Here is a 19,196-nt window from a genome sequence, read left to right on the forward strand (position 1 = left end):
CGGCGTTCGCGGGCTCGCGGCGGGAGAAAAAAGCGACGCTCGCCGGTTGATTCGCGCGCGTGGTCGCGGTGTATGCTCGCGGCGTGCAGGACACCGATCCGACGCGCGACGCACCGTGGGGCCTGATCGACGAGGAGGACGCGTTCGACGAGGACGCGTTCGACGAAGAGATGGACGACGACGACGACGATGACGACGACGAGATCGATCCGGCGGACGAGGAGCTCGCCGACGACCCGGACGAGCCCGAGTTGGGGGAGCTCGACGACGCGGTAGACGACGACGACGACGACGACGACGACGATGACGACGACGACGCGGGGGACACCGGGCGCTTCCTGATGTGAGGCTGTCCGAGGGGACAGGTTGCGGCCGGCGTACTTGATGTGAGGCTGTCCGAGCGGACAGGTCAGCGGCGACGACGGAGCAGGAGGGCGAGCGGGAGCAGGAGGGCGAGCGAGGCGGGCTCGCCGGGGCTGCCGTTGCAGCCGCAGCCGCTGCTGCGCTCGGGGTCGGTGTTGATGCAGTCGCAGTCGCTGCAGTCGGGCGGGCGCAGGTCGAGGCCCGAGGCCTGCTCGAGCCAGCACAGGCCGCCGATCGGCGCGGCGTAGAAGCCGCCCTTGCCGCAGGTGTAGCCGCGCGAGGTGACGCCGGCGAGCACGTACTCGCCGCTGGCGAGCTTGGCGAAGGCGGGGCCGCCGGAGTCGCCCTGGCACGAGTCGAGGCCCATGCCGCCGGCCTGGAACTCGAGGCCGGAGCCGCTGAACTTGGTGATCGGGACGTCGACCTGGCGCTTGATGCCGGTGATGTCGCCCTCGTTGAGGCCGTAGCCGACGACGGTGACCTTGTTGTCGACGGCCATGAGCTCGTCCCACTCGTCCTGGTCGGCGATCGGGCGCGGGAACTCGAGGATGTCGGACTGCGGCTTGGTGAGCACGAGGAAGCCGTAGTCGTGGATGTCCTCCTTGCAGCTCTTCGCGCCGCAGAACTCGGGGTCGAAGCCGATGGCGGCGACCTTGTAGACCGGGACCGGGAAGTTGACGTCGTCGCCGCGGCGGACGGTGATGCTGCTGAGCGAGGGCTCGGACTCGAGGCAGTGGGCGGCGGTGAGGACGATGGTCGGGCTGACGAGGGTGCCGGTGCACAGCGAGCTGCCGAGGGTGATGGCGACGACCGCCGGCCAGGCGCCCGGCTCGACGACCTGGCCGCCGTAGATCGGGACGGGCGGCGGTGGGACGGCGGTGAGGGTGCCCGTGGGGGTGGCGAGGGCGATCACGGCGGCGAGCCCGGAGAGCAGCATGGCGGCCAGCATACCGTGTTCACCGTGGGGCCGCGGTGAGCGATGCTGCGCCCGTGATCACAGGCTGGCGGCGGGGAGGTCGACGATCGGGCCGAGGTCGAGGTCGGCGAGCGGGGCGTCGACGAGGGACGGGTCGCCGACGACGACGATCTGGAGGTCGTCGAGGGCGAAGTGGCTGCGCAGCGAGCGGGTGACCGCGGCGGCGTCGCAGGGTGGGGGGCGAGCGTTCGGGAGCGCGTGCCAGTGGGCGCGGGCGAGGCTCTGCAGCTGGTCGGCGTCGGTCTGGCGGCGGTACAGCTGCTCCAGGGCCTCGTGGACGCAGACGCGGGCGACGAGCCCGGGAGCGAGGCCCTGGCGGCGCAGGCGGGCGAGGGTGTCGGCGATGACGCCGAGGCTGCGGCCGACGGCGGCGGCGTCGACCTGGGTGACGATGCGGAGCAGGCCCGGGCCGCGGGCGGGCTCGCGGCTCACTTCGACGCCGTAGGTCGCGGCCATGTCGTCGCGCAGGCGCTCGCCGAGGGCGCTCTGCACGATGTCGGCGGCGACCTGGGTGGCGAGGTCGTCCTCGGCGATCGCGGCGGCGCGGCCGAGCACGACGACGGCCTGGGCGAGGCCCGGGCGGGCGATGCGGTGGATGGCGCGGCGCGGGGCGGGCGCGAGGGCGGGGAGCCCCTGCGGGTCGGCGGGGCCGCTCCAGCCGGCGAGTCTGGGGGCGGCGGCGGCGACGAGGGCCTGCGGGTCGGCGTCGCCGGCGACGACGATCGTCAGCGCGGCGGGGCCGAGGCTGCGCTGGCCGTGCTCGCGGACCTGCTCCAAGGACCATGTCCCGGAGGACAGCTCGCTGGTCGCGTGGGGGTGGCCGGGCGGGAGGCTGACGCGGCGCAGGCCGGCGAGCGCGAGGGTTGTTGGGTCGTCGCGGGCGCGGGCCCGGGCGGCGGCGAGTTCGGCGGTGATGTCGGCCAACTCGGCGGCCAGCTCGGCGGCGTCGCCGGGCTGGTCGAGCGGGCGGCGGATCGCAGCGAGGAGGGCGCGCAGCGCCGCGGGGGCGTGCTCGGCGGGGACCTCGGTGGCGAGCAGGGCGCCCGAGCTGCTGATGTGCAGCTGCGGCGCGCCGCCGAGGTCGGCGAGGGCGGCGGCGAGGCTGCCCTCGCGCTCGTCGTGGCCGCGCAGGAGGCCGAGCAGGAGGGCGCTGAGGCCCGGGCGATCGGGCGGGTCGCTGGCGTGGCCGAGGCGGAGCGACAGGCCGAGGGCGACGCTGCGCGGGCCGGCGCCGGGGCGCGTGATCGGGGTGAAGTGCAGCGGCACGTCGGCGACGACGAGGCGACGGGTGGCGGGCGCGGGCGGGAGCGCGGGCGCGGGCGGGGCCGGCGGCGGCGTGCGCCGCCAGACCGAGCAGGCGAGGGTGGCGGCGGCGAGGGTGAGGACGAGGGCGCGAGACATGGCGCGGGGGACAGGTGCGAGGAGACAGGTGCGAAGGGACAGGTTGGAAGGGACAGGTGGGATGGCCGCGGGGACAGGTGCGAAGGGACAGGTGGGGATGGCCGAAGGGACAGGTGGGAGGGGACCGGTGGGGATGGCCGAAGGGACAGCTCAGGTGGGTGGGGTGGCGAGGATGATGGCGCGGCGCGGGGCGGCGAGGAGGGTCCTGGCGGCGGCGGCGACGTCGGCGGGGGTGACGGCGAGCCACTGGGCGAGGTCGTGCTCGAGGCGGTCGGGGTCGCCGAATGCGGCGGCGTAGCCAGACAGGAGGCTGGCGCGGGTGAGCAGGTCCTGGGGGGCGCGGCGCAGGCGCTGGGCGAGGCGCAGGCGGGCGCGGCGGAGCTCGGGCTCGGCGAGCTCGCCGGCGGCGACGCGGGCGAGCACGCCGTCGATCGCGGCGAGCAGGCGGGCCCCGTCGCTGCCGGGCGGGCCGATCAGCTCGATGACGGCGACCGACTGCTGCGGCTGGCTGAACTGCTCGGCGCCCAGGGCGGCGACGAGGGCGGCGTCGGGGCCGGCGAGGCGGCGGAAGGCGCCGGCGTGGAGGGCCGCGAACAGGACGTCGAGGGCGGCGTCGCCGTCGGCGTGCAGGCCCGGGCTGGCCCAGCCGCACAGGGCGCTCGGCGGGCCGCCGGTGGCGACGCGCTCGTGCTGCGGGCCGTCGGCGGGGAGCGGCGGGAGCGGGCGCGGGCGCCTGTCCCGGGGGACAGGTGAGCCGGGGATGCTGGCGAAGTAGCGGTCGATCTGGGCGCGGGTGTCTTGCGGGAGGTCGCCGACGATCGTGAGGGTGGCGTTGCTCGGGGTGTAGTGGGCGGCGAGGAAGGCGTCGACGTCGGCGGGGCGGATCGCGGCGATCGCCGCGTGCGGGCCGATGACGGTGTGGTGGTAGGGGTGCTCGGGCGGGAAGAGGCGGGCGAACAGGCGCTCGATGCGGGCGCCGCGGGGGTCGGTCTCGCGTCGCTGGCGGCGCTCCTGGGCGACGATCGCCTGCACCGAGGCGAGGGTGTGGGCGCCGGTGCTGCCGCGCAGGTAGCCCATGCGGTCGGCCTCGAGCCACAGCACGGTGGCGAGGCCGGCCTGCGGGGCGAGGGTGTAGTACTCGCTGCTGTGGAGGTCGGTCTCGGCGTTGTCGTGGTGGATGAAGGCGCGGGCGCGGGCGCGTTCGCGGGCCTCGGCGTCGATGTGGCGCGAGCCCGCGAACATGAGGTGCTCGACGACGTGGGCGAGGCCGCGGCGCTGCGGCGGATCGTCGACGGCGCCGACGTGGTAGCGCAGGTGCACGGCGACGAGCGGGAGCCGGGCGTCGCGGCGGAGGATGACCTCGAGGCCGTTGGCGAGGTGGTAGTGCGCGTCGCCGGGGGCGCGGGCGGAGCTCGGGGTCGCGGGGGCGAGGTCCGGTGCCGCGGGCGCGAGGGCCAGCCAGGCGGGCAGCAGGGCGGCGAGGATGCGCACGAATTGACCATGGGGCGACGACGTCGCGGGGGTCAAGGGCAGGGCCGGTCGCGGTCCGATCGGGTGGGCGCGAAGCGGGGCGCGCAGGGACGGCGGAGCGTGAAAGGCGGCGCACACTCGGGCCGGGGCGGGCCTGGGATCCGTACGGGGCGGGCGGCGCCGCGGTCGTGAAGGCCGGCAGAGAAATCTGGTAATGCTCGGGCCGCCGCGGAGCCTCGCTTGTCCACCTCCTCGACTCCTCCCTCCGGCGATCGCCAGACCCCGCCCCAGGTGGTGCGGCCGGACCTGCCGCCGCGCTTCGAGCTCGACCACGACTTCACGGAGGCGCTGGCCCACATCGCGGCGATCCGGACCCGCCGCAAGCTCGAGCGCGACCCGGTGTACCGCGAGATCAAGCCGCAGCTCGAGCGGGTGCTGCGGGGCTTCGAGTGGGACCTCGAGCCGACGCTCGGGACCTCGCTGACGGCGCGGCGGCCGGGCGTGGTGCGGGTGGCGGCGTGGAACGTCGAGCGAGGCAAGCGCTTCGCCGGGCTGCGGCACGCGCTGACCCACGACCCGGTGCTGCGCGAGGCGGACGTGCTGCTGCTGACGGAGGTCGACATCGGCATGGGTCGCTCGCAAAACCTCAACGTGCCGCGCGAGCTGGCGGCGGCGCTGGGCATGGGCTACGTGTTCGCCAACTATCACATCGTGCTGGCGGAGGGCGACCGCGGCGAGCGCGGGCACGGGATCCCGAACACCAAGGCGATGCACGGCTGCGCCCTGCTGACCCGCTTCCCGGTGCTGCGCTTCGAGGCGGTCGACCTGGCGGAGCGCAAGGACAAGTTCCACGCGACCGAGAAGCGCATCGGCAACAAGCGCACGCTGCTGTGCGAGCTGCTGCTGCCGGACGGGCCGCTGTCGCTGGCGCTGGTGCACCTCGATCCCTTCACGGGGCCGCGGCACCGGGCGGGCCAGCTGCGGCAGATCGTCGCCCGGCTGCGGCGCTTCGGCGGCGAGCGGATGCTGCTCGGCGGCGACCTCAACACCAACACCTACGACCTCGGCAGCGGCCAGGGGATGCTCTACAACATGCTCTACAAGCTCACGCGCTTCGGCTTCGAGGGCACGGTGGAGCAGTACATGAAGCCGGAGGAGATCCTCGAGCGCAAGGTGTTCGACGCGCTGCGAGCGGGCGGGCTGGCGATCGAGGGCTTCAACGACTTCGCCCGCGGGACCATTTACTACGACGTGTACGACCCGGAGATGGCGCGCAAGGCCCTCGACTACCTGCCGAAGCCGGTGTGTCGGTGGTTGATGGGCTGGCTCGAGCGCCGGCTCGAGCCGTGGGACGGCCGGGTGCCGCTGCGGGTCGACTGGTTCGCGGGCGCCGGGCTGCGACCGCGCTCGCCGCAGGTGATCGAGCGGCCGATGGTCGACGGGCAGATCATCAGCGACCACAACCCGATCCTCGTCGACCTCGAGCTGGCGAACTAGGGCGCCGCGGACGTCGCACGACGTCGCCGATGCTGTGTCGAGCTACGAGGCGGCCACGAAGCGTGGTCGCGCGGGCGCGTGGTCGCGCGGGCGGGTGTGGGTGGGCCTGTCGCTGCGGGCGAGAGACGGGTAAATTCGCGGCCCGTGGAGGCGCAGCGGACATGAGCTCGGTGCGCGAGCCGGCGATCGACGTGCAGGCGCGGACGCTGGTGTCGGCCTCGGATCGCCAGGCGCGTGGCGAGGCGGCGGCGGTGCCCGTCGGTGAGGACCGGACGCAGGCGGCGGGGCCCGTGGAGGGGCGAGTCGAGGGCGCGGGCGCCGAGGTGGCGGAGCTCGAGCCGGGCGCGGTGATCGCCCGCTATCGCATCGTCGGCAAGCTGGGCGCGGGCGGGATGGGCGTGGTGTACCGGGCCCACGACGCGCAGCTCGACCGCGAGGTGGCGCTCAAGCTGCTGCGCGTCGGCGAGGACGGGACCGAGGGGCGCACCCGCATGCTGCGCGAGGCGAAGGCGGCGGCGAAGATCCGGCACGCGAACGTGGTGACCGTGTACGACGCGGGCGAGGCGTTCGGGCGGGTGTTCATCGCCATGGAGCTGATCGACGGGATCACGCTCAAGGCCCACTTTCGCGGCCGCAGGCGCGGCTGGCGGGAGGTGGTCGAGGTGATGCTGGGCGCGGGTGAGGGCCTGGCCGCGGCGCACGCGGTGGGGCTGGTGCACCGCGACTTCAAGCCCGACAACGTGCTCGTCGAGGTCGGCGGGCGGGTGCGGGTGCTGGACTTCGGGCTGGCCCGGCCGGCGATCGACGTCGACGGGCCGACGGTGCGATCGGGCGCGGGCGGGCCGGGCGGAGCCGGCGGCGACACGGCGCCGATCCTGCGGACGCTGACCCAGACGGGCACGCTGGTCGGGACGCCGGCTTACATGGCGCCGGAGCAGCACCTGGCGCGGGCCGTGGACGCGCGCTCGGATCAGTTCGCGTTCTGCGTGACCTGCTTCGAGTGCCTGTATGGGCAACGACCGTTCGCCGGCGACACCCAGGCGGAGCTGACGATGAACGTGGTCGACGGTCGGCTGCAGGCGCCGCGCGAGCGGGGCGACGCGCCGATGGAGCTGCTGGCGGCGCTGCAGCGCGGGCTGTCGGTGCACCCGGCGGACCGCTACCCGGCGCTGGCGGATCTGCTGACGGAGCTGCGGGCGATCGTTCGCCGCCACGAGCCGCGCGATCGCAAGGGGCTGATGATCGCGGCGGGGTTGATGCTGCCGCTGATCGCGGGGGCGGCGTTGTACGTCGGGTCGGAGCCGGAGACGCCGGCGCAGGTCGTGCCGCCGACGGTGACGGAGACGACGCGGCACGAGGAGGTCGCGCCGCCGGTCGAGGCCCTGACGCCGACGCCGAAGCCCGTGGGGATGGCGCTGGGCCAGCCCAAGCACGTGGACGCGGCGGCGCTGGCCGAGCTGCTCGGGGAGATCGTGCCGAAGGGGATGAGCGTCACGCACGCGCCGGAGGGGCTGTTCCTGGCGGGCGACCGGGCGAGCCGCTGGAAGGGGGCGGCCGAGCTGCTGCTGGCGACGATCGACGGCGCCTACGCGCAGCGCACCAGCTCGCTGCTGCTGACGCAGGTGCCGACGCCGGACGGGTCTTGCGGGGTGTACCTGCTCGAGGGCGAGGACTTCGCGGCGCGGGTGAAGGCGATCCACAAGCTGCCGGGGGCGACCCGCGTCGGGTCGAGCCTCGCGCTCGGGGTGGTGCTGGCGATCGGCGACAAGAATCTGCCCGACGCGGTGAAGAAGCTGGTGCGCGAGGCCAAGGCGCCGAAGTTCCGCGGCTGGTACTTCATCAACGACAAGATGGGCGACCAGCGCATGGACTTCCCGACGCTCGCGGCCTGCGAGACGGAGGAGGCGATCTGGTACTCGGTCAAGGGCCGCTGCAAGGGCGTGAAGTGACCCGGGCTGGCCCCCGGGACATGCGCCGAAGGACATGGCAGATCGGACATGTCCTCGCGGCCATGTTGATCGCGGGCTGCGCGGCGCGGGGCAAGGGGACGGCGGCAGCGAGCGCGCCAGCGGCCGAGCAGGCGGCGACGGGCGGCGGGGCGGCGATCGCTGCGTGCACGCAGCAGGCGGCGGTCGTGGAGCTGGCGCTCGAGCGGCACGCGGATCGCTACCTGTGGGAGGAGATCGAGGCGCTCGTGCAGCGCTGGGTCGCGGCGGGTGGGGCGGGGTCCGGCGTCACGGCGGGCGGCGGGACGGCGGGGTCCGGCGTCACGGCGGGCGAGCTCGTGGCCTGCGGGCAGGTGGCCGAGGCGGCCTTGTTGGCGGCGGCGCGGCGCTGGGCCGAGGCGGGTGCGCGTGGCGGCGGTGGGCAGGACCACGACCTGGCGCAGCGGGCCTACCGGGCGCTGGCGAGCCACTTCCCGGGGGCGGAGCAGGAGCTGGACTTCGCGTTCGGGCGGCTCGACTGGGCGCGGGCGCTGCGGACCGCGAACGAGCTCGGCGAGCAGACGCTGGCGGCCGAGCTCTACGCGTCGGCGCAGCAGCACCACGCAGCGGCGCTGCGGCGCGGCGGGCTGCGGCCGGAGCAGGCGCGCATGGCAGCGAGCGAGCAGCTCGAGGCGACGCGGCGGGTGCTCGACTACCAGGCGGGCTGGCAGCCGACGGCGTGGTCGCCCGAGCCGTGGATCTGCGCGCCGGACCCGGGCGGGCGCTGCGTGACGCGGCCGAGCTCGGCGGTGACGATCCCGCTGCCGCCGGCCGAGGCGCAGATGCTGGCGGCGTACGAGCTGTACCTGGGGGAGCCGGCGACGCGCGAGCTGCCGGAGGCGGCGACGGTGGCGGTCGATAGGGCCGAGCTGCTGCTGCGGCACGGTCGGCTGGCGGAGGCGGAGGCGGGGCTGCGCGAGGTGCTGCGGGCGCGCGACGGCGACGCGGTCGGGGCGCGGGCGGGGCTGCTGCTGCTGCGATCGCTGCAGGCGCGCTGGCAAGATCCGGCGGCCTCGCCGGCCGCGCAGGCGCGGGCGCGGGCGGGGCTCATCGCCACCACGAGCGAGCTGCAGCGGCTGCGGGCGTGGCACCTGGCGACCCCGGCGGGCGAGGAGATCCGGCGGGCGACGCCGGGGCTGCGGGCGGCGGCGCTGTGGCAGGCGGCCGCGGCGGCGCGCGCGAGCGGGGCCTTCGCCGAGTGCGCGCAGGTCCTCGAGGACATGTCCGAAGAGACCGGTCCCGAAGGCCAGCCGGAGTCGACGCTGCGCTTCGAGGCGGCGGCGTGTCACGAGGAGGGCGGGGCCTTCGCGGCGGCGATCGCCGGCTACGGCGAGTGGCTGCGCCGCTTCGTCGGCGAGCCGCGGACGGCGGAGGCCTTGCTGCGCCTGGCCCGGATCAACGAGCGGGTGCAGAACGTCGAGGACGCGCGCGACTACTACATCCGCTTCGTGGCGCTGGCGCCGGGCGACGCGCGGGCGAACGAGGCGAGGCGGCGATCGATCGCGCTGGCGCTGGTGACCGGGACGGTCGACGCGGAGCAGGTGGCGGCGCTGACCCGCGATCGTCGCAGCGGTGATCGGCGGCTGGCGGCGGCGATCCGGTTTCGTACGGAGGTGCGCCCCGGGAGCCCGCTCGAGCGGGTGGCGGCGTACCTGCAACAGTTCGGGCGCGACGGCGGGGAGGAGCGGCTGGCGATCGCCCACCTGCGGGCGGCGGAGGCGTTGATGCGCAGCTCGTGCCCGGTCGGGGCGCTCGAGGGTCTGTGCGTCGAGGTGACGCGCGACCGGACGCTCGGGCGGGTGCTGCCGCGGGACCGCGGTCAGGTGACGCAGGCGCGGGCGCACCTGCAGGCGGCCGCGGGTTTCCTCAACGCGAGGCCGGGGCCGGACGGGCTCGAGGCGCCGCTGGCGGTGGCGCCGGCCGAGCTGGCGGCGGCGCGGCGGGTGCTGAGCCTGCTGCTCGGGGACCTCGGGGCCGAGGCGGCGCTGCTGACCCGGCCGCCCGACAGCCACGAGCCGACGCGATCGCGGCAGTGGTTCGAGCGGCGGGTGAGCGAGGTGCAGCGGATGCAGGTGGTGTACGAGGGGGTCAACCCGGGGGCGGGGCGCGACGTGGCGCTGGCGAGGACGGCGGCGGAGACCAGCGCGAGCGACCGCTTCGCGGCGGTGATCGAGGCCCGCAAGGCGCAGGTGTTCGAGGCGGACATCGGCCTGCTCGAGGAGGTGTCGCGGGCGATCGCGGGGCAGAGCGCGGCGGGCTCGGACGGGGCCGCGCTGGCGGCGACGATGCAGCGCCTGGCCGACTTGCGGCGCGGCGAGGTGTTCGACGCGTATCACCGCTGCATCGAGCTGGTGGCGCTGTGGGGCGACGACCCGGACGGGCGCGCCGAGAGCTGCCGCGCGGGGCTCGGGCGGCTGGTGCAGCGGCACGAGGCGCGGCTCGAGTATGTGCCGGACCTGCGCGGGCGGGTGCGCTGAGGGGTTGGGCAATACGGCGACGACGATCGGGTCAGGGCAATACGTCGACGATGATCGGGGGGTGGCCGACGGTCATGCTGACGATCGTGAGGTCGCGGGGCAGGGGGAGGACGAGCCGGCGCGAGGATATCGCGGATTGGGGGGCGTCAGTCGGTCACCCGGCAGTAGCAGTACACGAACTCCTGGGCGCTGCCCCATGGCGTCACGTGGCGCTCCGTGGCGCTCCCAACCTTGACGAAGGCGGGGCCAAACTCGGCGTGCAGGGTGTCGTCGCTGTAGCGAACAACGTCGAGGCCGCTGCACTTCTCCGGGCCCTCGGGCCCGAACGTGGCGACGATGACGTGGCCGCCGGGCAGGACCGATCGCCGGACCTGCGCGACATAGCGCGCGCGCTGCTCGGGGTCCGTGAGGAAGTGGAAGACGGCGCGGTCGTGCCAGACGGCGTAGGTCGCGTCGGGCAGGTCGGCGCGGGTCACGTCGGCGACGCGCCAGTCGACCCTCGCGGCCCGGTCCCCGAGGCGCTCGCGGGCGACGTCGATGGCGTGCTGCGACAGGTCGAGCACGGTGACGCGGCGATGGCCACGGTCGAGGAGATCGTCGACCAGAGTCGACGCGCCGCCGCCGACGTCGATGATGGCGTCGTCGGGGCCGACCCCCGTGGCCTCGATCAGGGCGAGCGAGCGAGCGAGGTGCGGGGCGTACCAGCTCACCCCGTCCGGCGCTTTCGTGGCGTAGACCTTCTCCCAGTGATCGCGGCTGCTCATGCTTGCTCCGTGCGAGCGCTCAGGCGCGGCGGCGGCGGGTGCGGAGGCCGAGCAGGCCGAGCATCGCCGCGAGCGGGGCGAGGCGGTTCGTGTTGTTGGTGCTGGCGCAGCCGCAGCCCTTGCTGTCGTCGCTCGCGCCGTCCGAGCTGCTCCCATCGCTGCCAGCGGCCGTGCCCTCATTGCCCCCGCCGGACGTCGGCTGCTCACCCGTGACGGAGGCGGCGCCCGAGCTGCTCTCGGCCTGCGAGCTCGTGCTGCCATCGCTGCTCGTCGACGTCTCGACCGCACCGCCCTCCACCGATACCGCCGCGCAGTGGTGATAGAAGCAGCCGCCGGGGTTGTTGAGGCCGTGGGCGGACATGAATTGGATGACCTGCAGGGTGCAGTTCGTGCAGCTGATGCCGTCGGGCACGGTGACGTCGATCGACTGCGGTCCGCCGAAGGGCGCGTCGTGCAGGAAGACGCCGTCGGCGAGCACCGGGAAGACCGGGGGATCCTGGATCAGCGTGGTGCCGCAGGCTTGCGCGCCCGCGGTGACCGGCGGCTCGGCGGGGATGTCGGCGAGGTCGCTGACGAGGGCGATGCGGTAGTGGCCGGGGTGAAAGATCGTCTCGTTGATCGTGACCGTGATGGTGTCGCCAGCCTGGTAGGCGGTGACCATGCCGGTGGCGACCTCGTTGCCGTCGGCGCCGCAGGGCGGGGCCTTCTGCGGGTCACCGAGCGGGCCCTGATCGTAGACGGCGGGCGGCGACTGCAGGACGAAGTGGGCCTGCGCGAGGGCCGGGGCGAGGCCTGCAGTGAGGGCGGCGATGGCGAGGATGCGACGAGACGAGCTTGGGGGGAGCACGCGGGCGACGATACACGAAGGGCCGCAGGCGGCGACAGGAACACGCCGGCGCAGCGGCACCGGACCGTGCGGGTGGCGAATGTGTTGTGCCGTCACTCTGCGAGCTCGAGCAGGCGCTGGTTGCTGCGTTGCGCTCTCAGTCCGCGAGCTCGAGCAGCAGCTGACGGCAGCGGAGGCGGCGGAGCTCGTCGGCCTCGGGGCGCTCGACGTACGCCGTGAGCAGCGCGCGGGCCTCGGCGTGGCGGGCCTTGTCGCCGGGGCCGGCGAGGGCGCTGCCGAGGTTGAACTGCAGCTCGGGCGGGAGGCGCTCGGGCGGGTCGCCGCGGTGCCAGTCGCGGGCGGCGGCGGCGAGGCGGTAGGCCTGCTCGGCGCCGGCGGGGTCGTGCAGGCGGGTGCGGGCGACGCCGAGGCCGAGGCCGGCGAGGTAGCGGTCGACGGCGGCGGGGGCCTCGAGGGCGGGGGCGTAGAGCTCGGCGGCCTTGCGGTCGTTGCCGGCGGCCAGCTCGGCGGCGGCCCAGCTGAGGCGCGGGGCGGGCTCGTCGGGGTCGAGGGTGAGGGCGAGGGCGAAGCGGCGGCGGGCCTCGCCGGGCTCGTGGGCGGCGAGCGAGACGCGGGCGCAGCTGGCGACGAACAGGGCGGCGCCGCGGGGGTCGCCGCCGTCGGCCGCGGGGTTGTCGTCGACGATGCGTTCGCGGCAGATCTGGGCGGCGAGGGCGAGGCGTTCGGGCTCGCGGTCGGCGAGGGCGAGGTCGTGGCGCAGGGCGACGGCGAGGGCGTAGGGGTCGTCGGGGGCGAGGGCGAGGGCGGCCTGGAATTCGCTGCGCGCGGCGTCGCGGTCGGCGGGCTCGGCCCGGGCCTCGAAGGCGGCGACGTGGAGGAGGGCGAGGCCGACGCGGGCGCTCGGGCCCTGGAGGAGCTCGCGGGCCTCGGGGACCAGACCCTCGGCGAGGGCCAGGGCGGCGAGCTCGTGGGCCCAGCGCGGGCGCGGGTCGCGTTGCAGCAGCTCGGCGTAGATCGCCAGGACGGCCCGCGCGGCGCCGCAGCGGCGCAGGACGGCGGCGCGGGCGAGGGCCTCGTCGGTGGTGGGCGGGATCGAGGTGTCGGCGCAGGGGTCGGGGGCGGGCGCGGGGACGACGGTGTCGGGGTGCGCGGGGCGGACCGCGGCGCCGGGGGCCTCGCGCTTGCAGGCGAGCAGGAGGCAGAGCGCGACTGTCCCGAGGGACAGGTTGCGAGCGGCTGGCTGGGCTGTCCGGAGGGACATGGTGGAAGAGACAGCTGCGGCTGGCCGGAGGAACATGGCGGAAAGGGCAGCTTGGGCTGGCCGGAGGGACATGGCGGGAGGGCCAGGTTGGTTCAGCGCTGGAGCGCGGCGAGCACGGTCGCGAGCATGGCGCGGTCGTCGGTGGACTCGGCGACGTGGTCGACGCGGACGCCGAGGGCGGTGATCGCCGCGGCGGTGACGGGGCCGAGGGCGAGGACCTGGGCCCTCGCCAGCAGCTCGCGCGCGGCGGCTTCGCCGTGGGCCTCGGCGACGGTGGCGAGGAAGTGGCGGGCGGTCTTGCCGCTGGCGAAGCAGATGGCGTCGCAGCCCTCGCCGCCGTGCTCGGGCGGGAGCAGCGAGCGGGTCAGCATGGCCGGGACGGGCGGGCGGACGACGCGGTAGCCGATGACGAGGTGGTAGCGGCCGCCGGCGGCGGTGATGGCCGCGGCGAGCAGGTCGCGGCCCTCGTCGGCGCGCACGTGCAGCCAGCGGCGGGCGAGCATGTCGCGGGCGCGGAGCTCGTCGACCAGGCCCTCGGCGCGGGCCTGGTGGGGGACGATGTCGGGCTGGATGCCGCGCTCGATGCAGGCGGTGGCGGTGCCGGTGCCGATCGCGGCGACGCACTTGCCGTGGAGGATGCGGACGTCGACGCCGGTGCTGGCGAGGGCGTCGAACCAGGCGCGCACGCCGTTGGGGCTGGAGAGGATCACGCCGTCGACCTCGCCCAGGTCGCGGACGGCGCGGGTGAGGGCGTCGAGGTCGGCGGGCGGGGCGAGGTCGAGGCAGGGGAAGGCGACCGCGTCGGCGCCGTGGGCCGCGAGCATGTGCAGCAGCTCGCCGGCCTGCTGGGTGGCGCGGGTGACGACGACGCGGCGGCCGAACAGCGGGCGGCGCTCGAACCACTCGATCTGGGCCCGGAGGTCGACGACGCTGCCGACGATCATCACGGCGGGCGGGCGGATGCCCTCGGCGTCGACGCGGTCGGCGAGCTGAGCGAGCGGGGCGACGACGGTGCGCTGGATCCCCCGCGTGCCCCAGCGGATCAGCGCGGCGGGGGTGGCGGGGTCGCGGCCGGCGGCGATCAGGCGCTCGGCGTTGTCGCGGCAATTCTTGACCGACATCATCAGCACGAGGGTGCCGGTGCCGCGGGCGAGGTGCTCCCAGTCGACGCCGCGGCCGCCCTTCTCGTAGGCCTCGTAGCCGGAGGCGATGGTGACGCTCGGGCTGTGGTCGCGGTGGGTGACCGGGATGCCTGCGGCCTCGGCGGCGGCGATCGAGGCGCTGACGCCGGGGACGAACTCGTAGTCGATGCCGGCGGCGCGCAGGACCTGGGCCTCCTCGGCGCCGCGGCCGAAGACCATGGGGTCGCCGCCCTTGAGGCGGACGACGTGGAGGCCGGCGCCGGCCTTGGCGAGCAGGAGGCGGTGGATCTCGTCCTGGTCGACGACGGGCTGGCCGTGGGCCTCGCTGGCGAAGGGGCCGTGCGGGCTCTGGGTGCGCTGGTAGAGCTGCACGTCGCGGCGGCAGTGCATGAAGAGCGCGGGGTTGACGAGGTAGTCGGCGACCACCACGTCGGCGCGGGCGAGGCGGTCGCGCCCGGCGAGGGTCAACAGCTCGGGGTCCCAGGGACCCGCTCCGACGATCGACACGAGGCCGGGCACGTCGGCGAGTGTATTACAAAGCCGGGGCCGCGCGGCGGCCCGCTGGGGCTCCCGCGCGGGGCCTGGGCGGTGTTATGGTCCGCGGCGTCATGCGCGGTGCGGGGTCGGTCGTGGTCGTGGTGGGGGCGGGGCACGCGGGGCTCGAGGCCGCGTTCGCGGCGGCCCGCGTCGGCGTGCAGGTGGTCGTGGTGACGGGGAGCCTCGAGACGATCGGGCAGACGCCGTGTAACCCGAGCGTGGGCGGGGTGGCGAAGGGACACCTGGTCAAGGAGATCGAGTCGCTCGGGGGTTTCATGGGCCGGGCCGCCGACGCGTGTGCGATCCACGGGCGGATCTTGAACCGCAGCAAGGGGCCGGCGGTGCGGGCGACCCGGGTGCAGGTCGACAAGCGGCGCTACGGGGAATTCGCGCGGGCGGCCCTGCTGGCGCAGCCGGCCCTGTTGGCGGGGCCGGGGATCACGGTGGTGGCGGGGCTGGTGGCGGGGGTGATCCTGGCCGAAGGGACAGGTCGTGTCGGCGGGGTGCGGCTGCAGGACGGCTCGCAGATCGCGGGCGACGCGGTGGTGCTGACGACCGGGACCTTCCTCGGCGGGGTGCTGCACACGGGGGCCGAGCGGACGCCGGGCGGGCGGGTCGGCGAGGCGCCGGCGCTGGCGCTGGCGGAGCACCTGCGCGGGCTGGGCTTCGCGCTCAAGCGGCTCAAGACGGGGACGCCGGCGCGGCTCGACGGGCGGACGATCGATCGCGGCGATCCGGCGATCGAGCTGCAGCCGCCCGAAGATCCGGCGCCGCGCTTCGTGGCGCCGGACGACGACCCGCCGCCGCTGCTGCGCCAGGTCGACTGTCACCTGACCCACACCTGCGCCGCGACCCACGATCTGGTGCGGGCCCACCTGCACGCGTCGGCGATGTACTCGGGGGCGATCACGGGCCGGGGGCCGCGCTACTGCCCGTCGATCGAGGACAAGGTGGTGCGCTTCGCGGAGCGCGAGCGGCATCAGGTGTTCCTCGAGCCGGAGGGGCTGGACACCGACAGCGTGTACCCGAACGGGGTGTCGACGAGCCTGCCGGCGGCGGTGCAGGAGGCGTTCCTGCGCACGATCGCGGGGCTGTCGCGGGTGGTGCTGCTGCGGCCGGGCTACGCGGTCGAGTACGACGCGGTCGACGCCCGGGCGCTGACCCACACGCTGGCGAGCAAGGACCTGCCGGGGCTGTACTTCGCGGGCCAGATCAACGGGACCTCGGGCTACGAGGAGGCGGCGGCGCAGGGGCTGATCGCGGGGGCCAACGCGGCGCTGTGGCTGCGCGAGCGGCCGGCGCTGCAGGTCGGGCGCGACCAGGGCTACATCGGCGTGCTGGTCGACGACCTGGTGACGCAGGGCTGCGACGAGCCGTACCGGATGTTCACGGCGCGGGCCGAGTACCGCCTGCTGCTGCGCGAGGACAACGCCGACGCGCGCCTGTGCGACCTGGCCTTTGCGGCAGGTCTGATCGGACAGGCGCGGCACGAGCGGGCGCGGGCGCGGGCGGAGCAGGTGAACGCGATGGCGGCGGCGATCGAGCGGCGCCGCGACCCGGGGCCGGGGCCGGCGTGGCTGCGCGAGCGGGCCGAGGCCCAGGCCTGCTACGCGGGTTATCTCGTGCGGCAGCAGCGGGAGGTCGATCGCCTGCGCGGCGACGCGGCCGACCTGCCGCTCGACCCGAACACCGACTACGGGCGGCTGGCGGGGCTGACGAGCGAGGCGGCGGAGCGCCTGGCTCGCGTGCGGCCGACCAGCACCGGGCAGGTCGGGCGGATCCCCGGCATCACGCCGGCGGCGCTGATGTGCGTGTGGGCCCACGCGCGCGCGGCCCTGAGTAATCTGTCCTGAGAGCCATGTCATCAACCGGAGCTGGAACCGATGAGCCACCCCGCTGACCTCGCCGCCGACACCGCCGTGGAGCCGCGCGGCGGGGGGCACTACGCGTGCACGCTGCCGCGGCACTGGGACTACCTGTTGCCGTCGGGCGGGGTCCTGGTGACGCTGGCGTTGCGGGCGATCGCGGCCGAGCTGGGGCTGCGGCCGGGGCTGTTGGGCGAGGACACCGGGGTGCGGCCGCTGTCGGCGACGGCGGTGTTCTGCTCGCCGGTGCCGGCGGGGCCGGTGGTGATCGCGGTGACGGTGCTGCGGCGCGGGGCGCTGGCCAGCCAGGTTCGGGCGCAGCTGTCGGCGTTCGGCGGCGAGGTCGGGCTCGAGCTGATCGCGACCTTCGGGCTCGAGCGGCCGGTGGTCGACGCGACGATGTGCGCGGCGCCGGTGGTGGCGGAGCCGGGGGAGCTGCCGGCGATCGACCCGGCCGACCAGACCTTCATCCCGGCCTTCATCCGCAACTTCGATCACCGGCGGGCGATCGGGTCGGCGTGGTGGCGGGCCGACGAGTGGGTCCAGGGCGACCGCAGCGGCTACTGGTACCGCTACCTGCACGCGCAGCGGCTGCCCGACGGGCGCCTCGATCCGCTGGCCCTGCCGCCGCTGATCGACACGATGCCGCCGGCGATGTGCTCGCTTATCGGGCCGCCGGCGCGGGCCTTCACGGCGCCGAGCCTCGACCTGACGGTGCACTTCGTGCAGGACACGACGAGCGAGTGGCTGTTGACCCACGCCCGCTGTCGTGCGGTGCGCGGCGGCTACGCGACGGCCGACATCGAGATCTGGGACGAGGCGCGGCAGTTGATCGCGTACGGGACGCAGGTGATGATCCTGCGCCGACGCGCTAGTTGAGCCAGTCGCGGGCTGAGCTCCAGCGCGGCGCCGGCGAGTTCGCCGATGGGCCGGGCAGGCTGACGCGGCGGGCGAGCTCGCGCCAGGAGGTGCCGCTGCGGCCTGATGCGTTCGGCGGCCGCGTCGAGGATCACGTGGTGGGCGGTGGCGGGTGATCGCGGGCTGCTATGCTGCGACGCGATGGCGTCTTTTCGGGTTGCGTGGCTGTTGCGTGCGCTCGTCGTGTGGCCGCTGAAGGCGGCGTGGGTGGCCTCGGTGGTGGCGGTCCCGGCGATCGGCGTGTGGATGGCGTCGTCGCTGGCGGCCTACCGCAACGGGCCGATGTGGCTGGCGCTGGGGTGCGGGCTGCTGCTGTTCCCGCTGGCGCCGCTGGCGTGGGAGGCGATCGGCGCGTGGTGGCGCGGGCGCAAGGCGAAGCCCTCGCCGCGGATCCTCACCTTCGCGGATCGGCTGATCTTGCGGACCCTGGTGATCAACCTGGCGGTCCTGGCGGGCCTGCTGGTGCGCTTCCCGGAGACCAGCTTCGCGGCGCTGTCGACCCGCGGCGACTGGTTCCTCGATGGCCGCGAGGGGCCGCGGATCGAGCGGATGCGGGCGGGGCTGTTCTTCGCGGCCGACCGCTTGCAGTGGTTGTACGAGGCGGTCCACGCCAACCCCTACGCGCAGGACATCGCCGAGACCCGCCCGCCGCCTCCGCCGCCTGTCCCTGAGGACAGGTCGACGCCGACACCGACACCGGCGCCGACGCCGGGCGATCCGACGCCGACGCCGACGCCGACGCCGACGCCAGAGACTGCGCCTGTGGCGGCCGCAGTGGCCGTTGCCGGCGACGCTGCATCCGCTGGTGCTCGGCATGCCGGCGGAGGCCGAGGCGAGCATCGTCGCGGTCGGCAAGTACATCGCGGAGCGCGAGCCGGATCGGCGCCTGCGGATCAAGGCGCTGCACGACTATGTGGCCGACCGCGTGGCCTACGACGCGGTCGCCTACGCGGAGCACCGCTACCCGCCGCAGGACGCCGAGACGGTGTTCGTCACGCGGCTCGGGGTCTGCGCGGGTTATGCGAACCTGCTGTCGGCGCTGGGGGACGCGGCGGGGGAGGAGATCGTGGTGGTCGGCGGCGACGCGCGCACGGACGGCAGCGACCTCACCGGCGAGGGCCACGCGTGGAACGCGGCGCGCATCGACGACGTGTGGCACCTGATCGACGCCACCTGGGACTCCGGCAGCGTCAGTGGTCGCAGCTTCACGAAGCGCTACAAGACCAGCTACCTGTTCGCGCCGCCGCGGGTGTTCGCGGTCAGTCACTTCCCGGACGCGCCCAACTGGCAGCTGCTGCCGGCGCCGATCAGCCGCGGCGAGTTCTTCCGCGCGCCGATGCTGCGCGGCGAGTTCTACGCCCAGGGCCTCGAGCTGGTCCGGCCCGACCGCTCGCAGGTCAGCGTCGACGAGGTGTTCGAGATGGCCGTGAAGAACCCGCAGGGGCGCTTCTTTCGCGTCACCTTCGCGGCGAAGGACGGGGCCGAGGGCGAGTGCGAGGTGAGCGACGGGGCGCTGGTGACGGCGCGCTGCGTGCTGCCGGCGCCCGGGCGCTACGAGGTCCTGCTGTACTCGGGGCCGGCGGCGTTCGGGAACTTCTCGGGGGTCGCGGGCTTCGAGGTGAATCGCGGCTAGTCGCGCGAGGGCCAAACGCGGGATGGCCAGCGCGAGGGCCAGACGCGGGATGGCCAGACG

The 19,196-nt window shown here is 75.0% G+C and carries 15 protein-coding genes; 7 read left to right on the forward strand and 8 right to left on the reverse strand.

What is annotated here, in order from left to right:
- Positions 1–83: 83 nt before the first annotated feature.
- Positions 84–347, forward strand: coding sequence for a hypothetical protein (locus IPJ59_RS15425; protein WP_293272301.1), 264 nt, complete (start codon positions 84–86; stop codon positions 345–347).
- Between the two features lie 62 nt (positions 348–409).
- On the opposite strand, the gene IPJ59_RS15430 is transcribed toward IPJ59_RS15425, so the two are convergent.
- The 3 genes from IPJ59_RS15430 to IPJ59_RS15440 all read right to left on the reverse strand — a co-directional run bounded on the left by IPJ59_RS15430 (position 410) and on the right by IPJ59_RS15440 (position 4,231).
- On the reverse strand, positions 410–1,300 hold the full coding sequence (locus IPJ59_RS15430) for a S1 family peptidase (RefSeq protein WP_293251998.1): 891 nt from the start codon (positions 1,298–1,300) through the stop codon (positions 410–412).
- 57 nt (positions 1,301–1,357) lie between these two features.
- On the reverse strand, positions 1,358–2,740 hold the full coding sequence (locus IPJ59_RS15435) for a M16 family metallopeptidase (RefSeq protein WP_293272302.1): 1,383 nt from the start codon (positions 2,738–2,740) through the stop codon (positions 1,358–1,360).
- A gap of 150 nt (positions 2,741–2,890) precedes the next feature.
- Positions 2,891–4,231, reverse strand: a complete 1,341-nt coding sequence (locus tag IPJ59_RS15440) for a M16 family metallopeptidase (RefSeq protein ID WP_293252001.1) — start codon at positions 4,229–4,231, stop codon at positions 2,891–2,893.
- A 219-nt stretch (positions 4,232–4,450) separates the two neighbouring features.
- Here IPJ59_RS15440 and IPJ59_RS15445 point away from each other — a divergent pair, with 219 nt between their 5' ends.
- The 3 genes from IPJ59_RS15445 to IPJ59_RS15455 all read left to right on the forward strand — a co-directional run bounded on the left by IPJ59_RS15445 (position 4,451) and on the right by IPJ59_RS15455 (position 10,169).
- The gene (locus tag IPJ59_RS15445) at positions 4,451–5,707 is read left to right on the forward strand and encodes an endonuclease/exonuclease/phosphatase family protein (RefSeq protein WP_293272303.1); all 1,257 of its coding nucleotides are present in this window, start codon (positions 4,451–4,453) and stop codon (positions 5,705–5,707) included.
- A gap of 161 nt (positions 5,708–5,868) precedes the next feature.
- The gene (locus IPJ59_RS15450) at positions 5,869–7,656 is read left to right on the forward strand and encodes a serine/threonine-protein kinase (protein ID WP_293272304.1); all 1,788 of its coding nucleotides are present in this window, start codon (positions 5,869–5,871) and stop codon (positions 7,654–7,656) included.
- A 20-nt stretch (positions 7,657–7,676) separates the two neighbouring features.
- The gene (locus IPJ59_RS15455; protein WP_293272305.1) at positions 7,677–10,169 is read left to right on the forward strand and encodes a hypothetical protein; all 2,493 of its coding nucleotides are present in this window, start codon (positions 7,677–7,679) and stop codon (positions 10,167–10,169) included.
- Between the two features lie 146 nt (positions 10,170–10,315).
- Here IPJ59_RS15455 and IPJ59_RS15460 read toward each other — a convergent pair whose 3' ends face one another.
- The 4 genes from IPJ59_RS15460 to cobA form a co-directional block, all read right to left on the reverse strand.
- The gene (locus tag IPJ59_RS15460) at positions 10,316–10,933 is read right to left on the reverse strand and encodes a class I SAM-dependent methyltransferase (RefSeq protein ID WP_293252008.1); all 618 of its coding nucleotides are present in this window, start codon (positions 10,931–10,933) and stop codon (positions 10,316–10,318) included.
- A 19-nt stretch (positions 10,934–10,952) separates the two neighbouring features.
- Positions 10,953–11,780: an SCE4755 family polysaccharide monooxygenase-like protein gene (locus IPJ59_RS15465; RefSeq protein ID WP_293252010.1), complete on the reverse strand. Its 828-nt coding sequence runs from the start codon at positions 11,778–11,780 to the stop codon at positions 10,953–10,955.
- A gap of 136 nt (positions 11,781–11,916) precedes the next feature.
- A complete protein-coding gene (locus tag IPJ59_RS15470; RefSeq protein WP_293272306.1) occupies positions 11,917–13,041 on the reverse strand; it encodes a tetratricopeptide repeat protein in 1,125 nt (374 codons plus the stop codon).
- Positions 13,042–13,133: 92 nt separating this feature from the next.
- Positions 13,134–14,702: a uroporphyrinogen-III C-methyltransferase gene (cobA, locus tag IPJ59_RS15475; protein WP_293272307.1), complete on the reverse strand. Its 1,569-nt coding sequence runs from the start codon at positions 14,700–14,702 to the stop codon at positions 13,134–13,136.
- A gap of 89 nt (positions 14,703–14,791) precedes the next feature.
- Between cobA and mnmG the strand changes: the two genes are divergently transcribed.
- Both mnmG and IPJ59_RS15485 read left to right on the forward strand, forming a co-directional pair.
- On the forward strand, positions 14,792–16,573 hold the full coding sequence (gene mnmG / locus IPJ59_RS15480) for a tRNA uridine-5-carboxymethylaminomethyl(34) synthesis enzyme MnmG (protein ID WP_293272308.1): 1,782 nt from the start codon (positions 14,792–14,794) through the stop codon (positions 16,571–16,573).
- A gap of 30 nt (positions 16,574–16,603) precedes the next feature.
- Positions 16,604–17,464 carry an acyl-CoA thioesterase gene (locus IPJ59_RS15485; RefSeq protein ID WP_293272309.1) on the forward strand — a complete coding sequence of 287 codons (861 nt, stop codon included), beginning with the start codon at positions 16,604–16,606 and terminating at the stop codon, positions 17,462–17,464.
- Positions 17,465–17,769: 305 nt separating this feature from the next.
- Here the strand turns inward: IPJ59_RS15485 and IPJ59_RS15490 are convergent, their stop codons facing one another.
- The gene (locus IPJ59_RS15490) at positions 17,770–18,117 is read right to left on the reverse strand and encodes a hypothetical protein (protein WP_293272310.1); all 348 of its coding nucleotides are present in this window, start codon (positions 18,115–18,117) and stop codon (positions 17,770–17,772) included.
- 167 nt (positions 18,118–18,284) lie between these two features.
- Here IPJ59_RS15490 and IPJ59_RS15495 point away from each other — a divergent pair, with 167 nt between their 5' ends.
- Complete coding sequence (locus IPJ59_RS15495; RefSeq protein ID WP_293272311.1) at positions 18,285–19,136, forward strand: transglutaminase domain-containing protein; 852 nt, start codon at positions 18,285–18,287, stop codon at positions 19,134–19,136.
- Positions 19,137–19,196 lie beyond the last annotated feature (60 nt).

The organism is Nannocystis sp. (assembly GCF_016714285.1).
GTDB lineage: Bacteria > Myxococcota_A > Polyangia > Nannocystales > Nannocystaceae > Nannocystis.